This is a genomic window from Curtobacterium sp. MCLR17_039 (assembly GCF_003234745.1).
Lineage (GTDB): Bacteria > Actinomycetota > Actinomycetes > Actinomycetales > Microbacteriaceae > Curtobacterium > Curtobacterium flaccumfaciens.
Window position 1 is genome coordinate 21,074 of the sequence record NZ_QKTF01000020.1, and the last position, 24,150, is coordinate 45,223.

The following is a 24,150-nucleotide window of genomic DNA, read 5'->3' on the forward strand; positions in this document are numbered from 1 at the left end:
ACCTCCACACTGAACCCATGACGACGCTGCACGAGGACTCCGCCATCGACCACGACGCCCTGGCGGACCAGTCCGTCGCGCTCGTCCGACAGTGGCTCGCCGAGGCCGAGTCGTACCCGGTCGACGGCTCCGCGAAGCAGCTCGCCGGCGTGCTCGCCGACCCCGCCGGCCTCGACTTCGCCGTCGGGTTCGTCGACGGGGTCGTGCGACCGGAGGACCTCGCCGTCGCCGCCCGCAAGCTCCGCCAGATCGCCCCGGACGCCCCCGGGTTCCTGCCGGCCGCGCTCCGCGGACTCGTCCGGCTCGGCGGCGGCATGGCCCCGGTGCTGCCGAACGTCGTCGTCCCCATCGCCCGACGGGTCCTGCGCAACATGGTCGGCCACCTCATCGTCGACGCCACCGACTCCAAGCTCGGCCCGGCCATCGCCGGCATCAAGCGCGATGGCGTCCGCCTCAACGTCAACCTGCTCGGCGAGGCCGTGCTGGGCGAGCGCGAAGCCGCCCGCCGTCTCGAGGGCACGCACAAGCTCCTGGCCCGCGACGACGTCGACTACGTCTCCATCAAGGTCTCCTCGACGGTGCACCCGCACTCGCCGTGGGCGTTCGACCACGCGGTGGACGACATCGTCGAGCAGCTCCGACCGCTCTTCCAGCGCGCCGCAGCCGCCAGCCCGGCCAAGTTCATCAACCTCGACATGGAGGAGTACAAGGACCTCGACCTCACCATCGCGGTCTTCACGAAGCTCCTCGACGAGCCGGAGTTCCTCGGCCTCGAAGCCGGCATCGTGCTGCAGGCGTACCTGCCCGACGCGCTCGCCGCGATGCAGGAGCTGCAGGGGTGGTCCGCCGCCCGCCGCGCTCGTGGTGGCGCCGGCATCAAGGTCCGTCTGGTCAAGGGCGCGAACCTGCCGATGGAGCAGGTCGAGGCCTCGGTGCACGGCTGGCCGCTCGCCACCTGGCACACCAAGCAGGACTCGGACACCAACTACAAGCGTGTGCTCGACTGGGCGCTCACCCCATCGCGCGTCGAGAACGTCCGCGTCGGTGTCGCCGGGCACAACCTGTTCGACGTCGCGCACGCCTGGCTGCTCGCCGGCGAACGCGGCGTGCGGGACGGCATCGAGTTCGAGATGCTGCTCGGCATGGCGCAGGGGCAGGCGTCGGCCGTGAAGAACACGGTCGGTTCGCTCCTGCTCTACACGCCGGTCGTCCACCCGGGCGAGTTCGACGTCGCGATCGCCTACCTGATCCGTCGTCTGGAGGAGGGCGCGTCGCAGGACAACTTCATGTCCGCGGTCTTCTCGCTGGTGTCCTCGCCGCCGCTGTTCGCCCGCGAAGAGGAGCGCTTCCGCGCCTCCCTGGTGCCGCTCGCGACGCCCGAAGGGCTCGCAGCACCGGCATCACACCGTGTCGCCGACCGCTACGCCGCCGTCGGCCGCCCCGGCCCCGGTCACTTCGAGAACACCCCGGACAGCGACCCCTCGGTCGGCGCCGTCCGCGCCTGGGGCGACGCCATCACCGCACGCGTCGCCTCGTCGACGCTCGGCGTCCGTGCCGTCCAGGAGGCCCGGGTCGACTCCGCCACGGCGCTCGACACCGCGCTCGGTCGCGCCAAGGCCGCGGGTGCGGTCTGGGGGACCTGGTCCGGTGGTGCACGTGGCGCCGTGCTGCACGCCGTCGGTGACGCTCTCGAGGCGAACCGCGCCGCCCTCGTCGAGGTCATGGCGTCGGAGACCGGCAAGACCATCGACCAGGCCGACCCCGAGGTGTCCGAGGCGATCGACTTCGCGCACTTCTACGGCACCCTGGCGTCCTCGCTCGACGACGTCGACGGTGCGACCTTCACGCCCGCGGCGCTGACCCTGGTCGCGCCGCCGTGGAACTTCCCCGTCGCGATCCCCGCCGGATCGACCCTCGCTGCGCTGGCAGCCGGGTCGGCCGTCGTGCTGAAGCCCGCGCCGCCCGCCGAGCGCTCCGGGGCCGTGCTCGCCTCGATCATCGAGACCGCGCTCGACGCCCACGGGGCCCCGGCCGACGTGCTCGCGTTCCTGCAGGTGTCGGAGAACGACCTCGGGCAGCAGCTGATCGCGTCGCCGATGGTCGACCAGGTCATCCTCACCGGTGCCTACGAGACGGCCGAGCTGTTCCGCTCGTTCCGCCCCGACCTGCCGCTGCTCGCCGAGACCTCGGGCAAGAACGCCGTGATCGTCACGCCGTCGTCCGACCTCGACCTCGCCGTGAAGGACGTCGTCGCGTCCGCGTTCGGGCACGCCGGCCAGAAGTGCTCGGCCGCGTCCCTCGTCGTCATGGTCGGCTCGGTCGCCAAGTCGAAGCGCTTCCGCAACCAGCTGCTCGACGCGGTGTCCTCGCTCACCGTGGGGTACCCGACCGACGCCGCTACCCAGATGGGCCCGGTCATCGAGCCGGCCTCGGGCAAGCTGCTCGACGGGCTGACGAAGCTCGGCGCGGGGGAGTCCTGGGCCGTCGAGCCGAAGCAGCTCGACGAGACCGGCAAGCTCTGGAGCCCGGGTGTCCGACAGGGCGTGCGCCGTGGTTCGGAGTTCCACCGCACCGAGTACTTCGGCCCGATCCTCGGCATGATGACCGCCGACTCCCTCGACGAGGCGATCGACATCGTGAACGAGGTCGACTACGGCCTGACCTCGGGCCTGCACTCGCTCGACCCGGGTGAGATCGGCACGTGGCTGTCGCGGATCCAGGCAGGCAACCTCTACGTCAACCGCGGCATCACGGGTGCCATCGTCCGGCGTCAGCCGTTCGGCGGGTGGAAGAAGTCGGCCGTGGGTGCCGGCACGAAGGCGGGTGGGCTGAACTACCTGCTCGGGCTCGGTTCGTGGACGCCTGCACCGGCGGTCGCTGCGTCCGGTGTCGCCGTGTCGGGTCCGGTCTCGGCGTTCGTCCGGGCGGCCGAGGTGTCCTCGCCGGTGCTCGACCGTTCGCTGGCGTCGGACGAGCAGGCGTGGGCGACGCTGTTCGGCACCGCGACCGACGTCTCGGCGCTCTCCGCCGAGCGGAACATCGCCCGGTACCTGCCGTTCCCGGCGGTGCAGGTGCGGCTGGCCGCGGGTGCCGGCTCGGACACGGACCCCGACGCCTCGGTGGTCGAGCTCGTCCGCGTCGTCGCCGCTGCGCTCCGTGCCGGCACGACGATCGAGGTCTCCACGGCCGCGACGCTGCCGTCGTCCGTCGCCGCGGCGATCCGTTCGCTGCCGATCGTCCGCTCCCTGTCGCAGACGGTGTCCGACGAGGCCTTCGCCAGCTCGGTCGCCTCAGGGCCGTCGACCCGGGTGCGGCTCATCGGTGGGGACACCTCGGCGCTGTACTCGGCCGTCGGTGGTCGTCCGGACGTCGCGGTGTACGGCGGCCCGGTGACCGAGGCCGGGCGGCTCGAGATCCTGCCGTTCGTCCGCGAGCAGGCGGTGTCCATCACGGCGCACCGCTTCGGCACGCCGAACCACCTGACCGACGACCTGATCTGACCCTGGACTGCGGCGCTGGCGTTCGGGTCCAGCGCCGCTTGCACAACCGAAGTGCCCCCGAACCGCGCGATCGCGTGGTTCGGGGGCACTTCGGTTCTGCGGCGTGCGGAACGTCGTCTACGGGGATGTCCGGTCGCCGCACGGCCTCGGGTGCTTCGGAGGGACCGAGCGTTGCCTCGGGTGCGCGTCGCAACCACGGCGCGCAACCCCTGAGGAGCTCCACCATGACCGAGCCGTTCGCACGCCCGACCGCCCTGGCCCACGTCCGTGTCACCGTGACCGACATCCACCGGAGCAAGGCCTTCTACCAGCTGCTGCTCGGCACGGATCCGGCGATCGACTTCAGCGACCAGGTCGACGAGCCGGGTGTCCGCGAGGATCGCGAGCGTTTCTACGGCGGATCGGTGTTCCGGCTCGGTGACCAGGTGTTCGGGCTCCGTCCGGTCGCTCCCGCAGGGCAGACGTTCGATCCGGACACCGTCGGCCTCGACCACGTGAGCTTCGTCGTGGGTTCGGTCGACGAGCTGCACGAGGCGGCCTCACGACTCGATGCCGCGGGTGTCGAGCACGGCGAGGTCACCGACCTCGGCGACGCCGGCATGGTGATCCTGTCCGTGCAGGACCCCGACGACATCAACCTCGAGCTCGCAGCCCTCAAGTCCTGAGCAGTCTGCGCCCTCTGCCGGGCCCCGGTGCCGATCCGATCGGCGCAACCAAAGTGCTCCCGAACCACGCGATTGCGCGGTTCGGGAGCACTTTGGCTGTGCGCGGGGCTCCGGGCGGGACGTGCGCGGGGTCGGGCGGGACGTGCGCCGGGGCGTGCGCGGGACGTGCGCCGCGCGGCTGGTCAGTCGGCGACGGCGGGCTGCTGCGCGACCATCGAGCCGGTCACGAGCTCGCGGAGTTCGGCGGGCAGCGGGATCGGCCGGCGGGCGCCCTCGCGGTCGATGATGACGTGCACGAACTCACCCGTGGCGAGCAGGGCGCCGTCGGACTGGCGGAACAGGCCGAACTCCCACGACAGACTCGTGTTGCCGAGGTGCTTCGAGCGCATCCCGACCTCGATGACGTCCGGCCAGACGGCGGACTCGACGAACCGGCAGCTCGACGACACCAGCACGGCGATCCACTCCGACGAGAACGGGTCGAGCCCGGCGACCTCGCGGAACCAGTACGTCGACGCGTTGTCCATCGCCGAGTAGTAGATCGTGTTGTTGACGTGCCCGAACATGTCGTTGTCGTTCCACCTGGTGGGGTAGGTCCGGCGGAACGGGTACTCGTCGATGGTCATCGGTCTCCGATCGGTGGTGCGGGTGTGGCGTGCACCGCGTCGGGCCGTAGGACGTACTCGAACGCCGCACGTGCCCGGTCGGGATCAGGGGTCTCACCGGAGATGAACTCGGCGTAGGTGAACGACTCGGAGATCCGGACGAGCAGCCGTGCGAGCTCCTCAGCCGACAACGGTGCCGGATCGAACGTACCGGACGACTCCTGCTGCTCGATGAGTGCGGTCACCCGGGCGACGAACCGGCTCTGCACGTCGCTGTCCGAGGTGGTGAGCAGACGCATCGCCCGAGCGGGTTCGCGGGTCAGGAACGCCCGGAAGTACGGGGCGTCGATCAGGTCGGCGGTGAACCGGTCGAGCACGACGACGAGCCGGGCTGCTCCGGTCGCCCCGATCTCGTCGGCGGCGTGGGTCGCCCCGTCGAGGGTCGGGACTGCGAGGGACCACAGGATCTCGGACAGCAACCGGTCACGGTTGCCGACCCACCGGAACAGCGACGTGCGGTCGACGCCGAGTGCGGCAGCCAACGCCCCCATGTCGATCCGTGAGCCGGCGATGAAGGTGTGACGGGCCTCCCGGAAGGCGCGCAGCGCTGAATCCGATGTGTACACGCGATCCTCTCTTGCAACGTTTTCGAGAATGATGCATCGTGGTTCCCATGTCAACGACCATGCCCGCGACGCCCCTGCTCGAATCGGACTTCTACGGCTTCCAGCAGCAGCTCACGGTCGAGGAGCGCGCGTCGCTCGGGCGGCTCCGGCAGTACCTCGAGCGCGAGGTCGCGCCGATCGCCGACGAGTACTGGGCGCGCGCCGAGTTCCCGATGCAGGTGATCGCGCCGCTGGCCGAACTCGGCATGTACGGGCCGGGCGTCCCGCTCGTGCGGCAGTTCGAGAACTCGGCCGTGTACCGCGGCTGGGCGGCCCTCGAACTCGGACGCGTGGACGCGAGCGTCGCCACCTTCATCGGCGTGCAGTCCGGCCTGGCGATGAACTCGATCGCGGTCGCCGGTAGCGACGAACAGCAGCGTGAGTGGCTGCCCCGGATGGCCACGGGCGAGATCGTCGGGGCGTTCGGGCTCACCGAGCCGTACTCGGGCAGTGACTCGGCGAAGGGCCTGCGCACCACCGCCCGGCGCGAGGGCGACGAGTGGGTGCTCGACGGCGAGAAGCGCTGGATCGGCAACGCCACCTTCGCCGACGTCGTCGTGATCTGGGCGAAGGACGTCGCCGACGGTCAGGTCAAGGGCTTCCTGGTCACCACCGACACCGCGGGCTTCACCGCGACCAAGATCGAGGACAAGATCGCCCTGCGCGGGGTGCAGAACGCCGACATCGTCATGCAGGACGTCCGGGTGCCCGAGTCGCGTCGGCTGCAGAACGCGACGTCGTTCCGCTCGACCGCCGAGGTGCTCCGGCTGACCCGCACCGAGGTCGCCTGGCAGGCCGTCGGCATCGCGGTCGGGGCGTACGAGGCTGCGCTGGCCTACGCCCGCGAGCGGATCCAGTTCGGCAAGCCGATCGCTGCGCACCAGCTCGTGCAGGACCTGCTCGTCAAGTCGCTGTCGAACATCACGGCCTCGATCGCTCTGTGCACCCAGGCCTCGGCCATGCAGGACGCCGGGGTCGGTGGCGACGAGCACTCCGCGATGGCCAAGGCGTTCGCGACCGCGAAGATGCGGGAGACCGTCGCCTGGTGCCGCGAGGTGCAGGGCGGCAACGGCATCGTGCTCGACAAGGGCGTGGCCCGGTTCTTCGCCGATGCCGAGGCGATCTACTCGTACGAGGGCACGCGCGAGGTCAACACCCTGATCGTCGGGCGGGCGATCACCGGGCAGGCCGCGTTCGTCTAGCGGCCCGCCCGGCTCGCGCCCGCTCGCCGGGCGCGAGCGCTACCCGAGCAGGGCCGGCCGCTCCCACTCCTGGTCGAGCACGTGCTGCCCGAGGAACGCGAACACCGTCTCGTACCAGACCACGGCGTGCTGCGGAGCGAGGACCCAGTGGTTCTCGTCCGGGAAGTACAGGAACCGGTGCGGCATCGAGCCGTCCGGTGCCGCGTGGTGCTCCGCGAGTTCGGACCAGAGCCGCAGCCCCTCGCCGATCGGCACCCGGTAGTCCTTGTCGCCGTGGATCACGAGCATCGGCGACGTGATCTCGGCCACGAACCGGTGCGGGTCGTTCGCCGCGATCCCGTCGGCGTCGAAGATCGACGACCAGTACTGCGACGAGTCCGTCGTGCCGTTGAACTGGTCGAGCGCCCACAGGCTCGCGTGGGTGACGATCGCGCGGAACCGGTCGGTGTGCCCGGCGACCCAGTTCGCCATGTACCCGCCGAACGACCCGCCCATCGCTGCGGTCCGGGTCGCGTCGATGTCCGCCCGCGCCTCGACCACGTCGGTGATCGCCATCAGGTCGGTGTACGGCGCCTGCCCCCAGGCGTTCCAGCCGCGGTTCACGAAGTCGAGTCCGTAACCGGTGGAGAGCGCGGGGTCCGGCAGCAGCACGGCGTAGCCCCGGGCGGCGAGCAGCATCGGGTTCCAACGCCAGGACCACTGGTTCCACGAGTTGAGCGGTCCGCCGTGGATCCACAGGACCAGCGGGTGCGGCCCGTCGCCCTCGGGCACGACGAGCCAGCCGCGCACGCGGGCGCCGTCGGCGGCGGTCGTCTCGACCTCTTCCAGGTGCGCGGGCAGGTCCGGCAGGGACGCCGGCGTCCCCAACGGGGTCACCGTGCCGTCCGTCGCGATCCGCACCGGGTGCAGCGGGGCCGCCCAGGAGGCCCGGAGCGCCACGACCACGCCCGTCGCCGCCGCCACGCGCAGGCTCGAGTACGCCCAGTCGTCGTGCGTCAGCTGCTCGACGGCTCCGCCGTCGAGGGGGATGCGGAAGACCGGCGCGCGGCCGTCCTGGTCGGCGACCGCCAGGAGCGCGCGGTCACCGTGTTCGAACACGAGCTCGCTCGGCCAGCGGTCCCAGTCGGTCGCGACGCGGCGGGCGTCGGAGCCGTCGATGCCGGCGACCCAGACCTCCTGCTGGTTCGCGCCGGCCGGGGTGGAGCGGACGGTGCGGACCCAGGCGATCGTCCGGCCGTCGTGGCTGAGCGCCGGCATCTCGTGGTCGACGTCGACGTCGTCGAACAGCACCGTGCGGTGGCCGCTGGACAGGTCGATGGTGACGAGCGTCGAGCGGTCCCCACGGGCCTCCCGGACACCGACGGATGCCAACAGGACAGAGCCGTCGGGCGTGAGCGCTCCGCTGACGTGGTCGAGCGAACGGCCGGGGGCCGGTGTGCGGTCGACGGGCGGGACGGGTTCGGCGCTCACGCCGGCGGCGTCGCCGTCGCTGTCGGTGTCGATGCCCGCCGTGTCGAGGGTCAGGACGTGCGTCTGTGCCGGGCCGAGGTCGTGGTCCCAGTACCGGACCGGGTAAGTCTCGTGCAGGATCGCGCGGACGTGCTTGTCCTTCCGGGTCTTCCGGAGCTCCGCGTCGGCTTCGAGCACGGTCGCCGGGTCGGAGCCGGCCCCCGGCAGCAGGTCGGCGGTCAGCGCGACGAGGTCCGACGATGCCGCGGTGGCCAGCACCCCACCGATGCCCCCGGCCAGGCGGGTGAGCGGACGGGCCTCGCCGCCGGCCGCGGGCAGCACCCAGAGCTGGGCGGCCTCGAGGTCGGTGGCGTCGGCGTCGGGCCGGGCGGAGACGAAGAGCAGGTCGCCGGTGCGGGTGAAGGCGATGCCGCCCTCGCCCTTGGCGGAGCGTGTGAGGCGGACCGGTCGCGCGGCGGTGTCGGGGGTCGGCGTCGCGGGCACCTGCCAGATCGATCGGCGGTACCCGGTGGCGTCCGGGTCGAGCGCACTGACCGTCAGCGCGACGCGGGTGCCGTCGGGGCTGATGTCGATGCCGTCGACGCGGGGGAGCGCGATGTACTGGTCGAGGTCGGAGAACGGGGTGCTCATGCGTGCACGCTCGCCAGGTCCTCGGCCCAGAAGGCAGCGACCTGCTCGGCGACCGCGGTGCCCTGGGCGTGACCGGCCTCGGCCGACGGCGCCTGCGTGGCGAGCGAGAGCGAGTTCGTGCCGAAGGCCTGTTGGGACGCGCTGTCCGCCACGACGACCTCGACCGACGAACCGCCGGCGCGCAGTGCCTCGACGGCGACGTCGAGCCACGGCCCGCACGGTGACGGGCCCTCGGGGCCGCAGGCGATGACGAGCACCCGCTCGTACCCGGCGGCCGCGTCGGCGTTGGTGCCCGAGCGGACGCCACCGTCGACGTGGGGGCGGCCGTCGACGGCGACCGGTGTCCAGACGAAGGGCACCGAGCAGCTGGCAGCGACCGCACGGGGGAGCGGCACACCGTCGGCCGCCGTCAGCAGGCGGAAGGTGCCGTCGGTGGCGTCGACCGCGGTGACGGTGAGCGGCTTCTCCGGCCACTCGGTGGACGGGAGCGTCTCGCCGAAGGTCGCCGTGCGCTCGTCGTCGCTCTGCCCGCCGACGACCTGCTGGGCGGCCTGGCCGAGTCGAGCGCGGGCGTCCTGCTCGCCGGTCGCGCCCTGCAGTGCTGCGCCGATGTGCTGCTGCACGGCTTCGACGTCGATGGGCGCCGGCTCTTCGTAGGTGGTGGGCGCAGGGGTGTGCTGCTGGTCGTAGGCCTGCTGGACGGCACCGTTCCGGACGAACGCGCCGACGACGCTGCCGGCGCTGGTGCCGACCACGAGGTCGGCGGCGTCGAGGTCGACGCCGGCTTCCTGCAGGGCGACGAGGACACCGACTTCCCACGCGATGCCGGCGACACCTCCGCCACCGAGGACGAGGGCTCTGGATCCGGGAACGGGCGTGCTGACGTCGGTCATGGGTCCTGCTTACCAGCTGCGTGCGACGGGCCGGTGGAGGCCGATGGATCCTGTGGAGAACCGGCCTGTGGACAACTCCGTCCGCGTCGGTGGCGTGACCTAGCGTCGTGGTCATGGGGAACCAGCGTTCAGGACGGGTCGGCACGGTCGTGTGGCCGATCGTGGTGGCTGCTGCGCCCACCGCGGCGTTCCAGCTGCCGAACCTGTTCGTCACGCCGGCGGTCCGACTGTCGCTCGTCGCGTTCGGGCTCGTCGTGCTCGTCGGTGCCGTGACCCTGCAGGTCGTTCGGACCCGGCGCAGCGACGCCGCACGGTCCGTGGCCGAGGACAACGCCACCGCGGCCGAGCTCGAGCAGTCGACGGCGGTCCGGTACGCGTTCGGCCAGATCGCCACCCGGCTCGTCCGGTTCACCGAGCTGCCCCGGTCCGATCGCCACGGCGAACTCTCGGTCGTCGCCGACCGCGTCGCCGTGGCCCTGGCGTTCTACCTGCTGCCGAAGGTGCCCGACGTCCGCGCCAACGTGTACCAGCTGTCCACCGATCTGCGGGCGCTCGAGCCGATCGGTCACGGTGGCGCCGGCGACACCGCCGGGGTCTTCCGAGCGGGCACGCCCTACGGCGACCGCAACCTCGAGTGGGTGCTGGTCGGGGGATCACCCCGGATCGTCGGTGACCGCTCGGCCGACGTGGACGTCGACCAGGACCTGCCGGGCTTCGAACCGCGGTACACCTCGTACGTCTCGGTGGTGATCCGGTCCGACCAGTACTCGTTCGGCATGCTCACCGTCGACTCCCCGGTCCCCGACGCCTTCACCGAACTCGACGCCAAGAACATCGCGATGATGGCGTCGTTCATGGCCGTCGCGTTCTCGCTGACCTACTCGTTCCCCGAGCGCGACCGCAATCCAAGGAAAGGCCCGTGATGCTCACACGCTCTGTCGGACGCTCGACGTACGATGCCCCCATGACGACCGTGAACCCTGCTCCGCCGTCGTTCGGGCGTGCCCGGATCTCTTCGCCGAACTGGAACGACACCACCACCGACGCCGACTACGAAGACCTCGACGTCATCGCCGCCAACATCGAACGCGAGCGCGTTGCAGCCCGGCTCCGGGTCACCGCAGCCATCGCCGCGCGTCTGGGTCGCTGACCCCTCCCGCATCGTCCACGACGAACGGCTCCCACGCATGCGTGGGAGCCGTTCGTCGTCTGCGAGCCCGAGCCGGAGCCCGAGCCCGAGCCCGAGCCGGAGCCCGAGCCGGAGCCGGAGCCGGAGCCGGAGCCGGTGTCGCGGCTACCGCCCCTCGGTCACGTCGATGAGCACCTTGCCGACCGTGTCCTGCTCGACGGCGTCGTGCGCCTGCGCGGTCTGCTCGAGCGCGAACCGGGTGAGCGGGAGACCGGCGTCCTCGCCGACCGGAAGCACACCGTCGTGCAGCGCCTCGGTGAGGTCCTCGGCCGCCGCGGACAGCGCCTCGTCGCCGATCGTGTAGAGCAGCAGGAACTGGTAGCGGGCGTTCACGCTCATGTTCGGGCGGATCGGCAGGCTCGCCTCGTCACCGCCGTTGTTCGCGTAGATCGACACGACGCCGTGGTTCGCCAGCACGTCGGCGACCAGCGCGGCGTTCTGTGGGATCGACACCTCGACGACGATGTCGACACCGTCCGGTGCGATCGACCGGATGCGCTCGGCGGCGTCCTCGTCGCGGTAGTTCACGACGTGGTGGGCGCCGGCCGCAGTCGCCAGTGCTGCCTTCGCGTCCGAGCTGATCGTCGTGATGACGGTCGCGCCGGCCCAGCGGGCGAGCTGGATCGCGGCGTGCCCCACGGCACCGGCACCGCCGGCGACGAGCACGGTGAAGCCGTCCAGGGCACCGGGGCCCAGGCGTGCGGGGCCGTCCTCGTGGGTGGTGAGCGCTCGGTGCGCGGTCATCGCAGGGACGCCGAGCGAGGCGCCGACGTCGAACGAGACGCCGTCGGGCAGCGGGACCACGCGCGACTCGGGCACGACCGTGTACTCCTGCGCGGTGCCGGTCGGCCGCGAGGCGGCCGCCATGAACAGCCAGACACGGTCGCCGACGGCCAGTCCGTCGACTCCGGCACCGACGGCGTCGACGACACCTGCGCCGTCCTGGTTCGGCGTGATCTCGGGGAACGGCAGCCCGTCGCCGTAGGTCCCGCCGGCGCGTGCCTTCCAGTCGGTCGGGTTGACGCCGGAGACGACGACGCGGACGCGGACCTCACCGGCTCCGGGCTCCGGGATCTCCCGCTCGACGAGTTCGAGGACGCTGCTGGCACCGGGCTTCGTGTAGACGATCGATCGCATGTCCCCAGGCAACCACTCGTCGCCGTCGGGGATTCCGAGTGCGGGGTGCTCAGCGCGCGTCGTACCCCTCGCGCGCCTCGGCGACGTCGGGCATGTGCGAGGTGGCCCAGTCCTCCAGCGGCACGAGCACCGTGCGCAGCGACCGGCCGAGCTCGGTCAGTTCGTACTCCACGTGCGGCGGGATCTCGGGGAACACCGTCCGCGTCACCATGCCGTCGCGTTCGAGGGCCCGCAGCGTCTGGGTGAGCATCTTCTGCGAGACCCCCTGCACCCGGGCCGCCACCGCCGAGTACCGTGCGGGACCGTCGGCGAGGGCGCCGATCGTCAGCACGCTCCACCGGTCGCCGATGCGGTCGAGCAGCTGCCGACTGGGGCAGTCCGCCGCATAGGGGCTGTACTCGAGTGCTGACATGGTGTCCTCCGCAACGCACCGCCAGGTGCCTACTTACTCAAAGAGAGTAACTCTTGTACGGTGACTGTCAACGTCACTGACGCCCAGCACGTCCACGAAGGGAACACCATGACCAACATCGTCGTCTTCGGAGGCACCGGCTACGCCGGCTCCGCCATCACCCACGAGGCACTCTCCCGCGGCATCACCGTCACCGCGGTCGCCCGCGACACGAGCAAGCTCGAGCCGGCCGAGGGCCTCACCCTGGCGCAGGGTGACGCGTTCGACGCCGACTTCGTGTCCGAGGTCACGAAGGGTGCCGACGTCGTCGTCGTCTCGCTCCACGCCGTGCAGGCGGACGGCAGCGAGCTGAAGGACAAGTTCCAGCACTTCGTCGACGCCGCCGCCGCAGCGGGTGCGCGTCTCGGCATCGTCGGCGGTGCCGGTTCGATGCGCGTGTCCGAGGACGGCCCCCGCCTCTTCGACACCGACGGCTTCCCGGACGCCTTCAAGGGCGAGGCGAAGAGCCACGCGCAGATCCTCGACGCCCTGCGCGCCTCGGACACCCAGGTCGACTGGTTCTACGTGAGCCCCGCCGCGGCCTTCGGCGGCTACAACCCGGGCGAGCGTCGCGGCACCTACCGCGCCTCGGACGAGGTCCTGCTCGCCGACGCCGAGGGCAACTCGGACATCTCCGGCGCCGACTACGCGATCGCGTTCGTCGACGAGATCGTCACCCCGGCACACCACCAGACGCGGTTCGGCGTCGCCTACTGAGGCACTGCCCCTCGCAAGACACCGGTGTTCACACAACACACCGCCGGATCCCGCGGCGTCGAGCGTGAACACCGGTGTTTTGCGCACTGCCCGACGCGACCAACGGGCGGACGGGAGGCGCGGGGCGGGGCCGCCACGGGCCTCCAGACCGGCGGGTGGTCACCGCCAGGGCCCCCGCTAGTGGGCGACGATCGCCGGCACCGGCAGGTGGTGGCGCATCCGCACCGCCAGGTGCAGGCCGCCCCGGCGGGCGAGCACGAGCGCGATCACCGCGGCGGCTGCTGCCGGCACGCCACCGGCGACCATCATCCCCACGTGCGCGCCGTAGTGGTCGACGATCTGTCCCATCAGGGGCCCGCCGATCGCCTGCCCACCGAGCAGCACCAGGACGTAGAGCGACATCACCCGGCCGCGGATCGCCACGTTCGACGACAGCTGCACGAGCGAGTTCGACGCGGTCTGGAACAGCAGCTGCGACATCCCCACCGCCACGAGCGCGACGGTGAACGGTGCGATCGCCGGGATCGACCCCGAGACGACGAGCAGCACGCCCGTCCAGAACACCCCGCCGACGATGGTGCGGAGCCGGACGACGGCCCGGCGGGTGGACAGCAGCGCGCCGACCAGGGCGCCGATCGCCACGGCGGAGTTGAAGACCCCGTAACCGCCGGCACCGACGTCGTACACCTGTGACGCGAAGGCGGAGAGCAGCACGGGCATCGTCAGTGCGAACACCGAGAAGAACGCGACGAGGATCACCGGCACGATGATCGTCGGCTTGTGCACGGCGTAGCGGAGGCCCTCCACGAGCTGGCCCTTGCCGCGGGGCGCCGGGGGTGTGCGGTGCAGCTCCGAGACCTTCAGGAACCCGAGCGTCACGACGACGGCGACGCAGGCGATCGCGTTCACACCGAACGACCACCCCGCGCCGACCGCGACGAGCAGGGCCCCGGACAGCGCCGGACCGATCATGCCGCCGAGCTGGAACACCGACGAGTTCACGCTGATGGCGTTCCGCAGGTGCTTGTGGCCGACGATCTCGGTGACGAACACCTGCCGTGCCGGGTTGTCGATCACGGTGACCATGCCGACCAGGAAGGCGATCACCCAGATGTGCCACGCCTCGACGACGCCGGCCAGCGTCAGGACGGCGAGCAGCGCGGACAGCACCGCGAAGGCTCCCTGCGTGATCATCATGAGCGCGCGCTTCGAGAACCGGTCGACCAGGACGCCGCCGAGCAGCCCGAACAGCAGCATCGGTGCGAACTGACAGGCGACCGTGATGCCGACCTGCGCGACCGACCCGGTGAGCTGCAGCACGAGCCAGTCCTGTGCGATGCGCTGCATCCAGCCGGCGGTCATCGCCACCAGGTTGGTCGCCGTGAACAGCCGGAAGTTCGGCACGGACAGGGCGATGAGCGTGTGGCGCCACGGCGGTCGCGTGGCCTGGATCGGGAGCGGTTCGGTGGGCGGGGGGAGGGTCGTCGGTGACGCGCTCACGGTGCGGGGTTCTCCGGACGTCGGTGTGGATCTGGTACCCCAACGAAACTACGTGGCGCCGGCCCATTCGATACCCCTATGGTGGCTATCACTCCATTGCGATGTCGAATGACCGCGCGAACGACCGCGCGAACGACCGCGAACGCCGCGCGAACGAACGAGGTGCCCCGTGCTCGATCCGGTCCTGTTGCAGACGTTCCTGGCCGTGGCGGAGACCGGCAGCTTCACGCAGGCCGGCACCCGGCTCGGCATCAGCCAGCCGACGGTGTCCCAGCACGTGCGGCGCCTGGAGACCGCGGTGGCGCGCACCCTGGTCGCCCGGGACACCCGCGGCGTCGCCCTGACCGACAACGGGGACGCGATGGCCGGGTTCGCGCGGACGATCCTCGCCGCGCACGCCACCGCCGACGCCTACTTCTCGGGCGCGGCGACCCGCGGACGGCTGCGGTTCGGGGCGGCGGACGACCTCGCCATCACGCAGCTGCCGCGGATCCTGCGGGACTTCCGACGACTGCACCCGCAGGTGAACCTCGAGCTCACGGTGAACCAGTCGTCACCGCTGCTCCGCCGGGTGCACGCCGGCCAGCTCGACCTGGTGTTCATCAAGCAGACGGCGGGGGAGTCCGCCGAGGGCACCCGGGTCGCCACCGACCAGATGGTGTGGATGGCGCAGGACGGCATCGCCCTGGAACCCGGCGAACCCGTCCCGCTCATCGCGTACCAGGCGCCGAGCATCAGCCGGCAGATGGCGATCGACGCCCTCGAGGCCGCCGGCCGCACCTGGCGGATCACCTGCAACACCCGCGACGTCAACGGGGTGCTCGCCGCGGTGCGCGCGGGCATCGGCGTCGCGGTGTTCCCGCACTCGCTGATCCCTGCCGACCTGGTGAAGGTGTCGCAGCGGCTCGGGCTGCCGGACCTGCCGGCGGTGGACTACGTCCTCATCGCCAACCCGACGGTGCAGCGGGAACCGATCGACGCGCTGACGAACGCGATCCTGTCCCGCGGGGTCGTCCGCGCCGTCTGAGCGCGCGCATCGGCGCCGAGACGCCGGCGTGTGGGGGCTGGTGGCTGCAGCGAGACGCCGTCGTGTTGTCCCGCCGCCGCCGAGCCACCGAGACGCCGCGACGTTCGGGGGCGTCTCGACGTCGACGCGGCGTCCTGCCGAGACGACGGCGTCCGAGCGCTCCTGGGGCGCGCTGCGCTACGGGGCGAGCGTCGGGGTCGTGCCGGTGCCGGTGACGTCCGGCAGCGTCACCCCCGCGAGCGGCAGCAGCGCCGCCGCGACGGCCCACAGCAGCACGACCGTACCGACACCACCGAGCACGGCGCCGAGCAGCGCGACCGGGCGCTGCCACGTGGCCGTCCGGTCGCGCAGCGTCACGATCGAGAGCACCAGCGCGAGCAGTCCGAGCACCACGCCGACACCGTGCACGGTCGCGGGAGCGGTGAACCACCAGGCCGCCAGACCGATCGTCGCGATCCCGGCGACGGCGCCGAGCACCGCACCGGCGGTCGCGCCGAGCGCACGGCGCGGCTCCGGCACGGCGGCTGCGGCCACGGGCTGGTCGAGCAGCTCGGTCGGGAGGCCCGCCCCGCCCCCGCCAGCACCCTGCGGCACCGGGGTGGGTGCGACCACGGCCGTGGTCGCGTCGACGTTCGGGGTCGCGACGGCGGGGCTGCCGGGAGCGGCGGCGGCCGGTGCCGCGTGCAGGACGGCGTCGAAGGATCGTGCGGGTGCGGGTGCGGGTGCGGGTGCGGGCGCCGGTGCGGCCGACCGTGCGGCGGCCTGCTGGTGCGCGAAGCGTCGGGGCGTCCGGTAGCCGATCGGGCCGACGGGCTCGGGATCGGTGCCCTCGACGACCACGTGCTCGAGGCCGGGCACCGAGAACCGGGGCTGTCCGGCGACGGGCACCGCTGGCGCAGCGGTCGGCGGTGCCGGGGCGGCCTCCGGCGACGGGGTGGTGAGCGGTGCGACGAGCGGAGTGGCGTCGGCCGAGGCGGGTGCGGCGGCGACCGGGGAGACCGGCACCACGAGCCCGGACGCGGGGACGACCGACGACGGCGGCATCGCGGGGGTCTCGAACGGCACGGTGTGCACGTTCGGCGACGTCGGGGCCGGGGGCAGCAGTTCCTGCTGCGGCGGGAAGTCGGGCACCGGGGCGTCGGCTTCGACCAGGGCGGCGATCGACGCGGGCTCGGCGGTCGGTGCGTGCGCGGTGGGCACGGTCCTGGCGGGGGCGACCGTGGTCGGTGGGACCGGCGCCGCGTGGGCGGCGCGTGACGAGGCGGGGGTGGGGCGGGCCTCCCGGGCGGAGGCGTTCACGTGACCGGCCGCGGCGACCCGCTCGGGCGCGACCTCGTCGACGGGCGGCGCGGTCACCCAGGCCGGGACGGGCCGACGGGGCCGGTCCGATTCGGGCATGCGATGCGCTGCCACTGCGGCGCTCCTTCCGTCGACTGATCCATGCTCAGTTGTAGCGGCAACCGCTGTGTGGATCGCAGCCCCAGTTCGGGGTCGCCGGTACGTTCGGGTGATGACCGGAATCGAACACCGTCCCCTGGGCCCCTCGGGGCTCGTCGTCTCCACCGTCGGCCTCGGCTGCAACAACTTCGGGCGGCGGGGAACCGCGTCCGAGACGCAGGAGGGCACCGACGCCGTCGTCGCTGCGGCCCTGGACGCCGGGGTGACGCTCTTCGACACCGCCGACATCTACGGCGGCGTGCCGGGCATGTCCGAGGAGATGCTCGGTCGCTCGATCCGCGGCCGGCGCGACGAGATCGTCCTCGCGACGAAGTTCGGCATGGACATGCAGGGCGCGAACGGCCCGGACTGGGGCGTCCGCGGATCCCGTCGGTACGTGCGGCTCGCGGTCGAGTCGTCGCTGCGCCGCCTCGGCACGGACTGGATCGACCTGTACCAGATGCACCGGCCCGACGACGTGACGCCGATCGAGGAGACCCTGTCGGTCCTCGACGACCTGGTCCGCGAGGGCAAGATCCGCTACGTCGGCCACTCGAACTTCGCGGGGTGGCAGATCGCCGAGGCCGAGCTCACGGCGTCGATCGCCGGCACCACCGCGTTCGTGTCCGCGCAGAACGAGTACAGCCCGCTCGCCCGGGTCGCCGAGGCCGAGGTCCTGCCGGCCGTGCGGGCGTACGCGCTCGGGTTCCTGCCGTTTTTCCCGCTGTACAACGGGCTGCTCACCGGCAAGTACACGAAGGCGGGCGGCCCGGCCGACGGGCGGCTGACGACATCGAAGCCGCAGGTGCTCGAGGACGCCCCGTGGGACGTGCTCGACGACTACCAGCGGTTCTGCGACGACCGGGGCGTGACGATGCTGCAGGCGACGTTCGCGTGGCTCCTGGCGCAGCCGGGGCTGTCGAGCGTCATCGCGGGGGCGACGAAGCCGGAGCAGATCACGCAGAACGTCGAGGCCGGCACGACGTGGACGCCGACCGAGGACGACATCGCCGACATGACGACGATCTTCGACCGGGCCTGAGCGGGCGCTTCGCGCCGTTTCGCGCTGTTTCGCGCTGAGTCGTTTCGCGCCGGCGTGTTTCGCGCTGAGCGACAGGTCACGGGCTGCGGAGCCCGTGAGGTGTCGCTCAGCGCGAAACGGCGGCGGGCTGCGCGGAGCCGAGGACTAGCGCGTCGCGGCGGCCAGGGCGTCGCGCAGCTCGGCGGCGGTCATCCGCGGGCCGTAGCCGGGGGTGTCCCGCTGGATGCGCCAGCCCTCGGCGAGGGGCCCGGCGTCGACGACGTCGAAGCCGAACGCGTCGATGAGCTCGGCGACGGTCTGCTTGGCGGAGTCGTCGTCACCGGCGATGACGAGGGCACGACGGTCCGGGGTGCCGGCCGGCGTCGCGTGGCCGGTCAGGTCGTCGGCGCCGATGTGGTTGAACGCCTTCACGACACGGGCGCCGGGCAGGTGGTCCTGCAGCAGCTCGGCGGTGGTCGTGGACTGGTCGTCGAGGGCGGCGATGTGGCCGTCGCGCTCCCAGTAGTAGTTGTTCGTGTCGATGACGACCTTGCCGACGAGGGGCTCGACGGGGATCGTCTCGATCGCGGCGAGCGGCACCGTCACGACGACGATCTCGCCCGCTGCGGCTGCCTCGTCCCGGGTCGCTGCGCGTGCGCCGTCGCCGAGTTCGGTGACCAGGTCGGTCAGGGTCTCCGGGCCGCGGGAGTTCGCGATGACGACCTGGTGGCCGTTCCGTACCGCGAGTCGTGCGAGCTGGGATCCGATGTTGCCGGCGCCGATGATTCCGATGGTTGTCATGGTGTCCCTGCAACGCTGCCCGCCGTCGTGCATTCCCCGGGCGGCACGATCGCCCCGCCGGGAGCATGATGGCGGGCATGGACCACGAGTTCCGCGACGAGACCGACCAGGACCGCTACGCGATGTACGTCGGTGGCGAGCTCGTGAGCGTGCTCGACTACCGGGTGAACGGTGACGCTGTCGCGTTCCCGCACACCTACACGGTCCCGAAGCACCGCGGCCACGGCTACGCGGCGGAACTCGTCGAGTACGCCGTCGCCGACGTCGAGTCGTCGACCACGAAGCGCATCGTGCCGATGTGCTGGTTCGTCGGCAAGTGGTTCGACGAACACCCCGAGAAAGCCGACCTGCTCAGCCGCAGCGCCGCGGACTGAGCACCGAACGAAGGGGCTCCCGTGCCCACCATCACCCCGTTCCTCTGGTACGACGACCAGGCCGAACAAGCGGCCGAGTACTACGTCGGACTGTTCCCCGACAGCCGCGTCGACAGTGTCAGCCGGATGCCCGACGGTCGTGCCCTCGTCGTCGAGTTCACGTTGCTCGGCGCTCCGTACCGCGCGATGAACGGTGGCCCCGGGCACCCGCACACCGACGCGGTCTCGTTCCAGGTCGACGTGGACACGCAGGACGAGCTCGACCGGCTGTGGGACGCTCTGCTCGCCGACGGCGGGAGCCCGACGGCGTGCGGGTGGTTGACCGACCGCTGGGGTCTGGCGTGGCAGGTGACCCCGTCGATGCTGGGGGAGCTGATGAGCGGATCGGGCGACCCGGAGGCCAACGCCCGCGTGTTCGAGGCCATGATGCAGATGGTCAAGTTGGACATCCCCGCACTGCAGGCTGCCGCGGCCGGTCGCTGACCCCACTCCACACGGACCCGCCGGTAGTGTGACCGGACCAGGAGACCGCCGGCAGGCGCCGGCACAGACAGGCTGGAGCCACCATGGACCACCCGAGTTCGAGGGTCCGGAACAGCGACATCAGCCGGGCGTACACCGAGCTCGCCCGCATCACCCGTCGGGCGAGCATCCGTGCCCGGGGCTCGGACCAGGTGTTGAGCGTCGTCGACCAGTCCCTCGTCGACTTCGTCGTGCAGCACCCGGGCTGCATGGCCATCGACATCGCCCGCTACCTGCGGCTGAACCGTTCGACGATCTCGCGGCAGCTGTCCGGGCTCCTCGCGACCGGACTGGTGCGGACGACCGACGGCGGCAGCGGCAACGCGAAGCCGCTCGAGGCGACCGACGCCGGCCGTGCAGCGCTCGAGCGGTCGGTGCAGCTGCACCGGGACGCGCTCGACGAACGGCTCGCGGACTGGTCGGACGACGACATCGCGTTGCTCGCCGGGCTGCTGGAGCGCCTCGGCGCCTCCGACGAGGCCGGGCTCCCGATGCCGGCACCCACCGAGTCGTGACGACGTCGTTCGTCCTGCTGTCCGACACGCACCTGCCGAAGCGCGCGAAGGACCTGCCGCCCGGGCTGTGGGCCGACGTCGACGCGGCCGACCTCGTGGTGCACGCGGGGGACTGGGTCGACCTCGCCACCCTCGACGCCGTGCAGGCGCGGTCCAGCCGCTTCGCGGGGGTGCGGGGCAACAACGACGGCCCGGAGTTCGACGACCGGCTGCCGCTCGTCGCTCGGTTCGGCGTCGAGGACCTGCGCTTCGCCCTGGTGCACGAGACCGGGGCGTCGACCGGTCGGGAGCGGCGGATGGACGCCGAGTACCCGGACACCGACGTGCTCGTCTTCGGCCACTCGCACATCCCGTGGGACACCGTGGCACCGTCGGGGATGCGCCTGCTGAACCCCGGTTCGCCGACCGACCGCCGTCGCCAGCCCGACCACACGTGGATGCGCGGCACGGTCACCGGCGCCGAGCTGTCCGTCGAACTGGTGCGGCTGCCGCCGGTCGCCCGCTAGCCCCGCTAGCCCCGGTTGGCCGCTCGCCCCGGTCGCGTGCCTCCGTCGGCATCCGGAAGAACGCGAGCTCCCACTCCGTCGAACGCCGGAACGCCCGCGCCATCCGCCCTCGCTCGTCGGGTGTCGCGGCACGGGCCAGCTCCTCGACGAGCCGGGTCGCCTCGGCACTCGACGCCGCGAACCCCGGGTCCCCGTACGCCGTGATCCAGTCGGCGAATGCGTGCCCGTCCGGAGCGACCCCGAGCTGCGACCCGACCCAGGCGTAGACCCGGAAGCAGGGCAGCACCGCGGCGGCGAGCACCGCCGCGGAGCCGGAGTCGGCCGCCTGCTGCAGGTGTGCGAGGTACCCGGCGCACGTGGGGTGCACGGGATCGTCGGCGTGCGAACCGGCCAGTCGACGGTGGTGCAGGTCGCGGGCCTCGTCGGCACACCCCTGCGCAGCAGCCGCCCAGAACGCAGCAGCAGCGGCAGCACCCGCATCCGAACCGGCACCCGGTGCACCGACCCCGAGCGCCGCCAGGTGCCGCTCGTACGCCCGCAGGTAGTGGACGTCCTGCGCCAGGTAGCCCGCGAACACCTCCGGCTCGAGCGTCCCGTCCCGGAGCCCCACCAGGAACGCGCAGTCGATCGTCTCCTGCAGCACCGATGCCGCATCCGCCCACCACACGTCCGTGTACGACAGCGCCGGCAGGGCCGCCCGCGCCTGCGCCCCGTGGTCGACCGGGCCGTTGCCGCTCCCGACCGACAGCGCATCGGCCCCGCGGAGCGCCGCCGTCAGCCACTCCTTCGCCACCCCGACCGCGAGCTCCCAGTCGCCGTGCCGTGCGGCGAGCGTCGCGATCGCACTGGACAGCGAGCACCCGGTGCCGTGCGTGTTCGTCGTCGCGACCCTGGGGCCGGTGAACACCCGCACGGTGCCGTCCGGTGCCACGAGCACGTCGTCGGAGGTCGGTCCCTCGTCGTGGCCGCCCTTCGCCAGCACCAGGACGTCCCACCGCGCCGCCACCGCACGCGCGGCATCCAGCGACGAAGCCGACGTCGATGCAGACGAACCGGAACCAGCCGCACCAGACTCCGCCAGCTCCGCCAGCACCACGAGCTCGGCCCGGTTCGGCGTCACCAGGTCGGCGAGCGCGAACAGCGCCCCCATGGCCGACGCCGCGTCCTCGTCGAGCAGCCGGTCCCCGCTCGTCGCCACCATCACCGGGTCGACGACGACCACCGCCGGCCGGTGCTCCCGCAGCCAGTCCGTCACGACCCGCACGACGTGGGCGGTGCCGAGCATCCCGATCTTCACCGCGTCGACCACGACGTCGTCCGACACCGCGTCGAGCTGCTCCCGCAGGAACCCGACGTCCGGCACGTGCACCGACCGCACCCCGTGCGTGTTCTGCGCGACGAGCGCCGTCACGACCCCCATCCCGTACCCGTCGTGCGCGGCGATCGCCTTGAGGTCCGCCTGCATCCCGGCCCCACCCGTCGGGTCGGTCCCGGCGATGCTCAGCACCCGTGGGACGCTCATGCGTCCGCCCCGCGGCGCGTGGAGGTGGAGGCCGGGAGGACCGGTGCGCCTTCTGCGGGCCGCCCCGCCTCCGCCCCGTGGCCGGGTCCAGGGCCCCACGCGGCCACGTACGCCGCCGCGGCGGACCCGGGGTCGGCCGCGGCGCAGATGCCCGACACGATCGCGACGCCCGCGGCACCGGCTGCCCGGAGCGGCACGACGTCGTCGAGGGTCACCCCGCCGATCGCCACGCACGGCAGGTCGGTGGCGGCGGCCAACCGGGCGAACCCGTCGTGGCCGAGGGCCGGCGGGTGGTCGGCCTTCGTCGCCGTGGGGTGCACGACCCCGACGCCGAGCAGGTCCACGGTGCCGCGGGGGAGTCGTTCGACGGCAGCCAGGTGCGCGAGCGTGTTCGCCGTGAGGCCCACGTGGGCGTCCGCTCCGAGCAGGGCACGGGCGGCCGTGACGGGGACGTCGGACTGGCCGAGGTGCACGCCCGCGACCCGGTGTCCCGCGTGCCGCGCGGCGAGGACGACGTCGAGCCGGTCGTCGACCACCACCCTCGCGCGGTCCCCGACGGCGTCGGCGACCGCGGCGGTCAGGGCGAGCAGGTCACGCGCCGAGGCGTCCTTGTCCCGCACCTGCACGATCCGGACCCCGGCGTGCACGGCGGCGCGGACGACCCCGAGCACCCCGATGCCGTGCCGGTCGGCCAGGGCACCGTCGGTCACCAGGTAGACGCCGAACCCCGCAGACTGCAGCCCGCTCACGCCGACACCGCCCGGGCGTCGACCGCAGGAGCGGCCTCGACCGTGATCCGGGCCTCGCGGACGACGTCCTCCGGGGTCAGCGACGCCAGCCGGTCGAGGAACAGCGGCTGGAAGGTCCCCGGCCCGCCGGCCTCCCGTGCCGCGAGCTCGGCGGCGATCGTGTGCACCGCGGTGGCGGCGACGGCAGCGGCCCCCGCGTCCTCCGGCGCGACCGACGTGAACGCGGCGACGACCGCGCCGAGCGCGCACCCGCCACCGGTGATCCGCGTCAACAGATCGGTCCCGTTCGCGACCCGGACCACACCGATGCCGGGCGCGACCAGCAGATCGACCGCACCCGACACGGCCACCGCAGCCACGAGCCTCCCGTCCGAAGCAGCGACGGACGCGACCCGGGCGTCCTCCGTGCCCACGGTGCTGTCGACCCCGCGGCCACCGGCCGAGTCGCCGAGCAGGGCGAGCACCTCGGACGCGTTGCCCCGCAGCACCGTCGGGCGCAGCGCGAGCAGGTCACGCGCCAGGGCGGTCCGCACCGGCAGCGAACCGACGGCCACCGGGTCCAGGACCCACGGGGTGCCCGCGTCACGGGCCGCGTGCACGGCCTCGAGCGCGGCGACCCGCGGTTCGGCGTGCGGGGTGCCGGTGTTCACCAGCAGAGCATCCGCGACGCGCGCGAACGGCCCCGCCTCGGTCGCCACGTCGACCATCGCGGGCGAGGCCCCGAGTGCCAGCAGCACGTTCGCCGTGACGTTCTGCACGACGGTGTTCGTGATGCACTGCACCAGCGGGGCCCGGGCACGCACGGCCTCGAGCAGTTCGGCGGTTCGGTGGGCCCAGGCAGGGGAGGGCGCAGCGGTTTCCATGGACGATCCCTTCGCGAGTACGAGCTCGAGCAGGTTCGACGGGTGTGATCTCAGCCGCTGGATGCGGCACCCCGTGTCTCGAGCGACACCGTACACGACGCCCGGTGACCACTTCGAGGCCCGCTCCGGGCACCGTGTGCCAGGGTTGGACCGTGCCAGATGCAACGCCCCCCGGGCCCCCACCCGGCC

Annotated in this window: 24 protein-coding genes and 1 riboswitch; of the genes, 12 read left to right on the plus strand and 12 right to left on the minus strand. The window is 72.4% G+C overall.

Annotation, left to right across the window (positions count from 1 at the left end; all coding sequences use genetic code 11):
* The first annotated feature begins 17 nt into the window (after positions 1–17).
* Complete coding sequence (locus DEJ00_RS17005; protein ID WP_111058173.1) at positions 18–3,500, plus strand: bifunctional proline dehydrogenase/L-glutamate gamma-semialdehyde dehydrogenase; 3,483 nt, start codon at positions 18–20, stop codon at positions 3,498–3,500.
* Positions 3,501–3,724: 224 nt separating this feature from the next.
* Positions 3,725–4,165: a VOC family protein gene (locus DEJ00_RS17010; RefSeq protein ID WP_111058174.1), complete on the plus strand. Its 441-nt coding sequence runs from the start codon at positions 3,725–3,727 to the stop codon at positions 4,163–4,165.
* Positions 4,166–4,347: 182 nt separating this feature from the next.
* Here DEJ00_RS17010 and DEJ00_RS17015 read toward each other — a convergent pair whose 3' ends face one another.
* Positions 4,348–4,791: a thioesterase family protein gene (locus tag DEJ00_RS17015; protein ID WP_111058175.1), complete on the minus strand. Its 444-nt coding sequence runs from the start codon at positions 4,789–4,791 to the stop codon at positions 4,348–4,350.
* The gene (locus DEJ00_RS17020) at positions 4,788–5,396 is read right to left on the minus strand and encodes a QsdR family transcriptional regulator (protein ID WP_071247243.1); all 609 of its coding nucleotides are present in this window, start codon (positions 5,394–5,396) and stop codon (positions 4,788–4,790) included. The genes DEJ00_RS17015 and DEJ00_RS17020 overlap by 4 nt, the downstream gene beginning before the upstream one ends.
* Positions 5,397–5,455: 59 nt before the next feature.
* Here DEJ00_RS17020 and DEJ00_RS17025 point away from each other — a divergent pair, with 59 nt between their 5' ends.
* Positions 5,456–6,637: an acyl-CoA dehydrogenase family protein gene (locus DEJ00_RS17025; protein WP_111058176.1), complete on the plus strand. Its 1,182-nt coding sequence runs from the start codon at positions 5,456–5,458 to the stop codon at positions 6,635–6,637.
* Between the two features lie 39 nt (positions 6,638–6,676).
* Here the strand turns inward: DEJ00_RS17025 and DEJ00_RS17030 are convergent, their stop codons facing one another.
* Complete coding sequence (locus tag DEJ00_RS17030; protein ID WP_111058177.1) at positions 6,677–8,737, minus strand: alpha/beta fold hydrolase; 2,061 nt, start codon at positions 8,735–8,737, stop codon at positions 6,677–6,679.
* Entirely contained in the window at positions 8,734–9,630 is an 897-nt protein-coding gene (locus tag DEJ00_RS17035; RefSeq protein WP_111058178.1) for a patatin-like phospholipase family protein, read from the minus strand. Before DEJ00_RS17035 ends, DEJ00_RS17030 begins: the two co-directional genes overlap by 4 nt.
* Positions 9,631–9,743: 113 nt before the next feature.
* Here DEJ00_RS17035 and DEJ00_RS17040 point away from each other — a divergent pair, with 113 nt between their 5' ends.
* Positions 9,744–10,553, plus strand: a complete 810-nt coding sequence (locus tag DEJ00_RS17040) for a GAF domain-containing protein (protein WP_111058179.1) — start codon at positions 9,744–9,746, stop codon at positions 10,551–10,553.
* Positions 10,554–10,594: 41 nt separating this feature from the next.
* Complete coding sequence (locus DEJ00_RS17045; RefSeq protein ID WP_027465208.1) at positions 10,595–10,780, plus strand: hypothetical protein; 186 nt, start codon at positions 10,595–10,597, stop codon at positions 10,778–10,780.
* 144 nt (positions 10,781–10,924) lie between these two features.
* Here the strand turns inward: DEJ00_RS17045 and DEJ00_RS17050 are convergent, their stop codons facing one another.
* Positions 10,925–11,956, minus strand: coding sequence for an NADPH:quinone reductase (locus DEJ00_RS17050; protein WP_111058180.1), 1,032 nt, complete (start codon positions 11,954–11,956; stop codon positions 10,925–10,927).
* Between the two features lie 49 nt (positions 11,957–12,005).
* A complete protein-coding gene (locus tag DEJ00_RS17055) occupies positions 12,006–12,368 on the minus strand; it encodes a helix-turn-helix domain-containing protein (protein ID WP_071247254.1) in 363 nt (120 codons plus the stop codon).
* 108 nt (positions 12,369–12,476) lie between these two features.
* Between DEJ00_RS17055 and DEJ00_RS17060 the strand changes: the two genes are divergently transcribed.
* Complete coding sequence (locus tag DEJ00_RS17060; protein WP_111058181.1) at positions 12,477–13,124, plus strand: NAD(P)-dependent oxidoreductase; 648 nt, start codon at positions 12,477–12,479, stop codon at positions 13,122–13,124.
* 177 nt (positions 13,125–13,301) lie between these two features.
* Here the strand turns inward: DEJ00_RS17060 and DEJ00_RS17065 are convergent, their stop codons facing one another.
* Positions 13,302–14,624, minus strand: a complete 1,323-nt coding sequence (locus DEJ00_RS17065; protein WP_071247258.1) for an MFS transporter — start codon at positions 14,622–14,624, stop codon at positions 13,302–13,304.
* Between the two features lie 169 nt (positions 14,625–14,793).
* Between DEJ00_RS17065 and DEJ00_RS17070 the strand changes: the two genes are divergently transcribed.
* A complete protein-coding gene (locus DEJ00_RS17070; protein ID WP_017886578.1) occupies positions 14,794–15,651 on the plus strand; it encodes a LysR substrate-binding domain-containing protein in 858 nt (285 codons plus the stop codon).
* Positions 15,652–15,828: 177 nt separating this feature from the next.
* Here DEJ00_RS17070 and DEJ00_RS17075 read toward each other — a convergent pair whose 3' ends face one another.
* Positions 15,829–17,064 carry a hypothetical protein gene (locus DEJ00_RS17075; protein WP_181440224.1) on the minus strand — a complete coding sequence of 412 codons (1,236 nt, stop codon included), beginning with the start codon at positions 17,062–17,064 and terminating at the stop codon, positions 15,829–15,831.
* Positions 17,065–17,161: 97 nt separating this feature from the next.
* Here DEJ00_RS17075 and DEJ00_RS17080 point away from each other — a divergent pair, with 97 nt between their 5' ends.
* Positions 17,162–18,130, plus strand: coding sequence for an aldo/keto reductase (locus DEJ00_RS17080; protein ID WP_111058183.1), 969 nt, complete (start codon positions 17,162–17,164; stop codon positions 18,128–18,130).
* A 144-nt stretch (positions 18,131–18,274) separates the two neighbouring features.
* On the opposite strand, the gene DEJ00_RS17085 is transcribed toward DEJ00_RS17080, so the two are convergent.
* Positions 18,275–18,910 carry an NADPH-dependent F420 reductase gene (locus DEJ00_RS17085; RefSeq protein ID WP_111058184.1) on the minus strand — a complete coding sequence of 212 codons (636 nt, stop codon included), beginning with the start codon at positions 18,908–18,910 and terminating at the stop codon, positions 18,275–18,277.
* Between the two features lie 77 nt (positions 18,911–18,987).
* On the opposite strand from DEJ00_RS17085, the gene DEJ00_RS17090 reads away from it, so the two are divergent.
* The 4 genes from DEJ00_RS17090 to DEJ00_RS17105 all read left to right on the plus strand — a co-directional run bounded on the left by DEJ00_RS17090 (position 18,988) and on the right by DEJ00_RS17105 (position 20,827).
* Positions 18,988–19,284, plus strand: a complete 297-nt coding sequence (locus DEJ00_RS17090; RefSeq protein ID WP_110862566.1) for a GNAT family N-acetyltransferase — start codon at positions 18,988–18,990, stop codon at positions 19,282–19,284.
* A gap of 21 nt (positions 19,285–19,305) precedes the next feature.
* Entirely contained in the window at positions 19,306–19,767 is a 462-nt protein-coding gene (locus DEJ00_RS17095) for a VOC family protein (RefSeq protein ID WP_111058185.1), read from the plus strand.
* Positions 19,768–19,850: 83 nt separating this feature from the next.
* Positions 19,851–20,321, plus strand: coding sequence for a MarR family winged helix-turn-helix transcriptional regulator (locus tag DEJ00_RS17100; protein ID WP_051596672.1), 471 nt, complete (start codon positions 19,851–19,853; stop codon positions 20,319–20,321).
* Positions 20,318–20,827, plus strand: a complete 510-nt coding sequence (locus tag DEJ00_RS17105; RefSeq protein ID WP_111058186.1) for a metallophosphoesterase — start codon at positions 20,318–20,320, stop codon at positions 20,825–20,827. The genes DEJ00_RS17100 and DEJ00_RS17105 overlap by 4 nt, the downstream gene beginning before the upstream one ends.
* On the opposite strand, the gene thiD is transcribed toward DEJ00_RS17105, so the two are convergent.
* The 3 genes from thiD to thiM form a co-directional block, all read right to left on the minus strand.
* Positions 20,772–22,349, minus strand: coding sequence for a bifunctional hydroxymethylpyrimidine kinase/phosphomethylpyrimidine kinase (thiD, locus tag DEJ00_RS17110; RefSeq protein ID WP_111058187.1), 1,578 nt, complete (start codon positions 22,347–22,349; stop codon positions 20,772–20,774). The two genes, DEJ00_RS17105 and thiD, sit on opposite strands and share 56 nt — an antisense overlap.
* Positions 22,346–23,098, minus strand: coding sequence for a thiamine phosphate synthase (gene thiE / locus DEJ00_RS17115; protein WP_258373724.1), 753 nt, complete (start codon positions 23,096–23,098; stop codon positions 22,346–22,348). Before thiE ends, thiD begins: the two co-directional genes overlap by 4 nt.
* The gene (thiM, locus tag DEJ00_RS17120; protein ID WP_181440225.1) at positions 23,095–23,961 is read right to left on the minus strand and encodes a hydroxyethylthiazole kinase; all 867 of its coding nucleotides are present in this window, start codon (positions 23,959–23,961) and stop codon (positions 23,095–23,097) included. Before thiM ends, thiE begins: the two co-directional genes overlap by 4 nt.
* Positions 23,950–24,045, minus strand: a riboswitch (TPP riboswitch). It overlaps the preceding gene by 12 nt.
* Between the last annotated feature and the right edge of the window lie 105 nt (positions 24,046–24,150).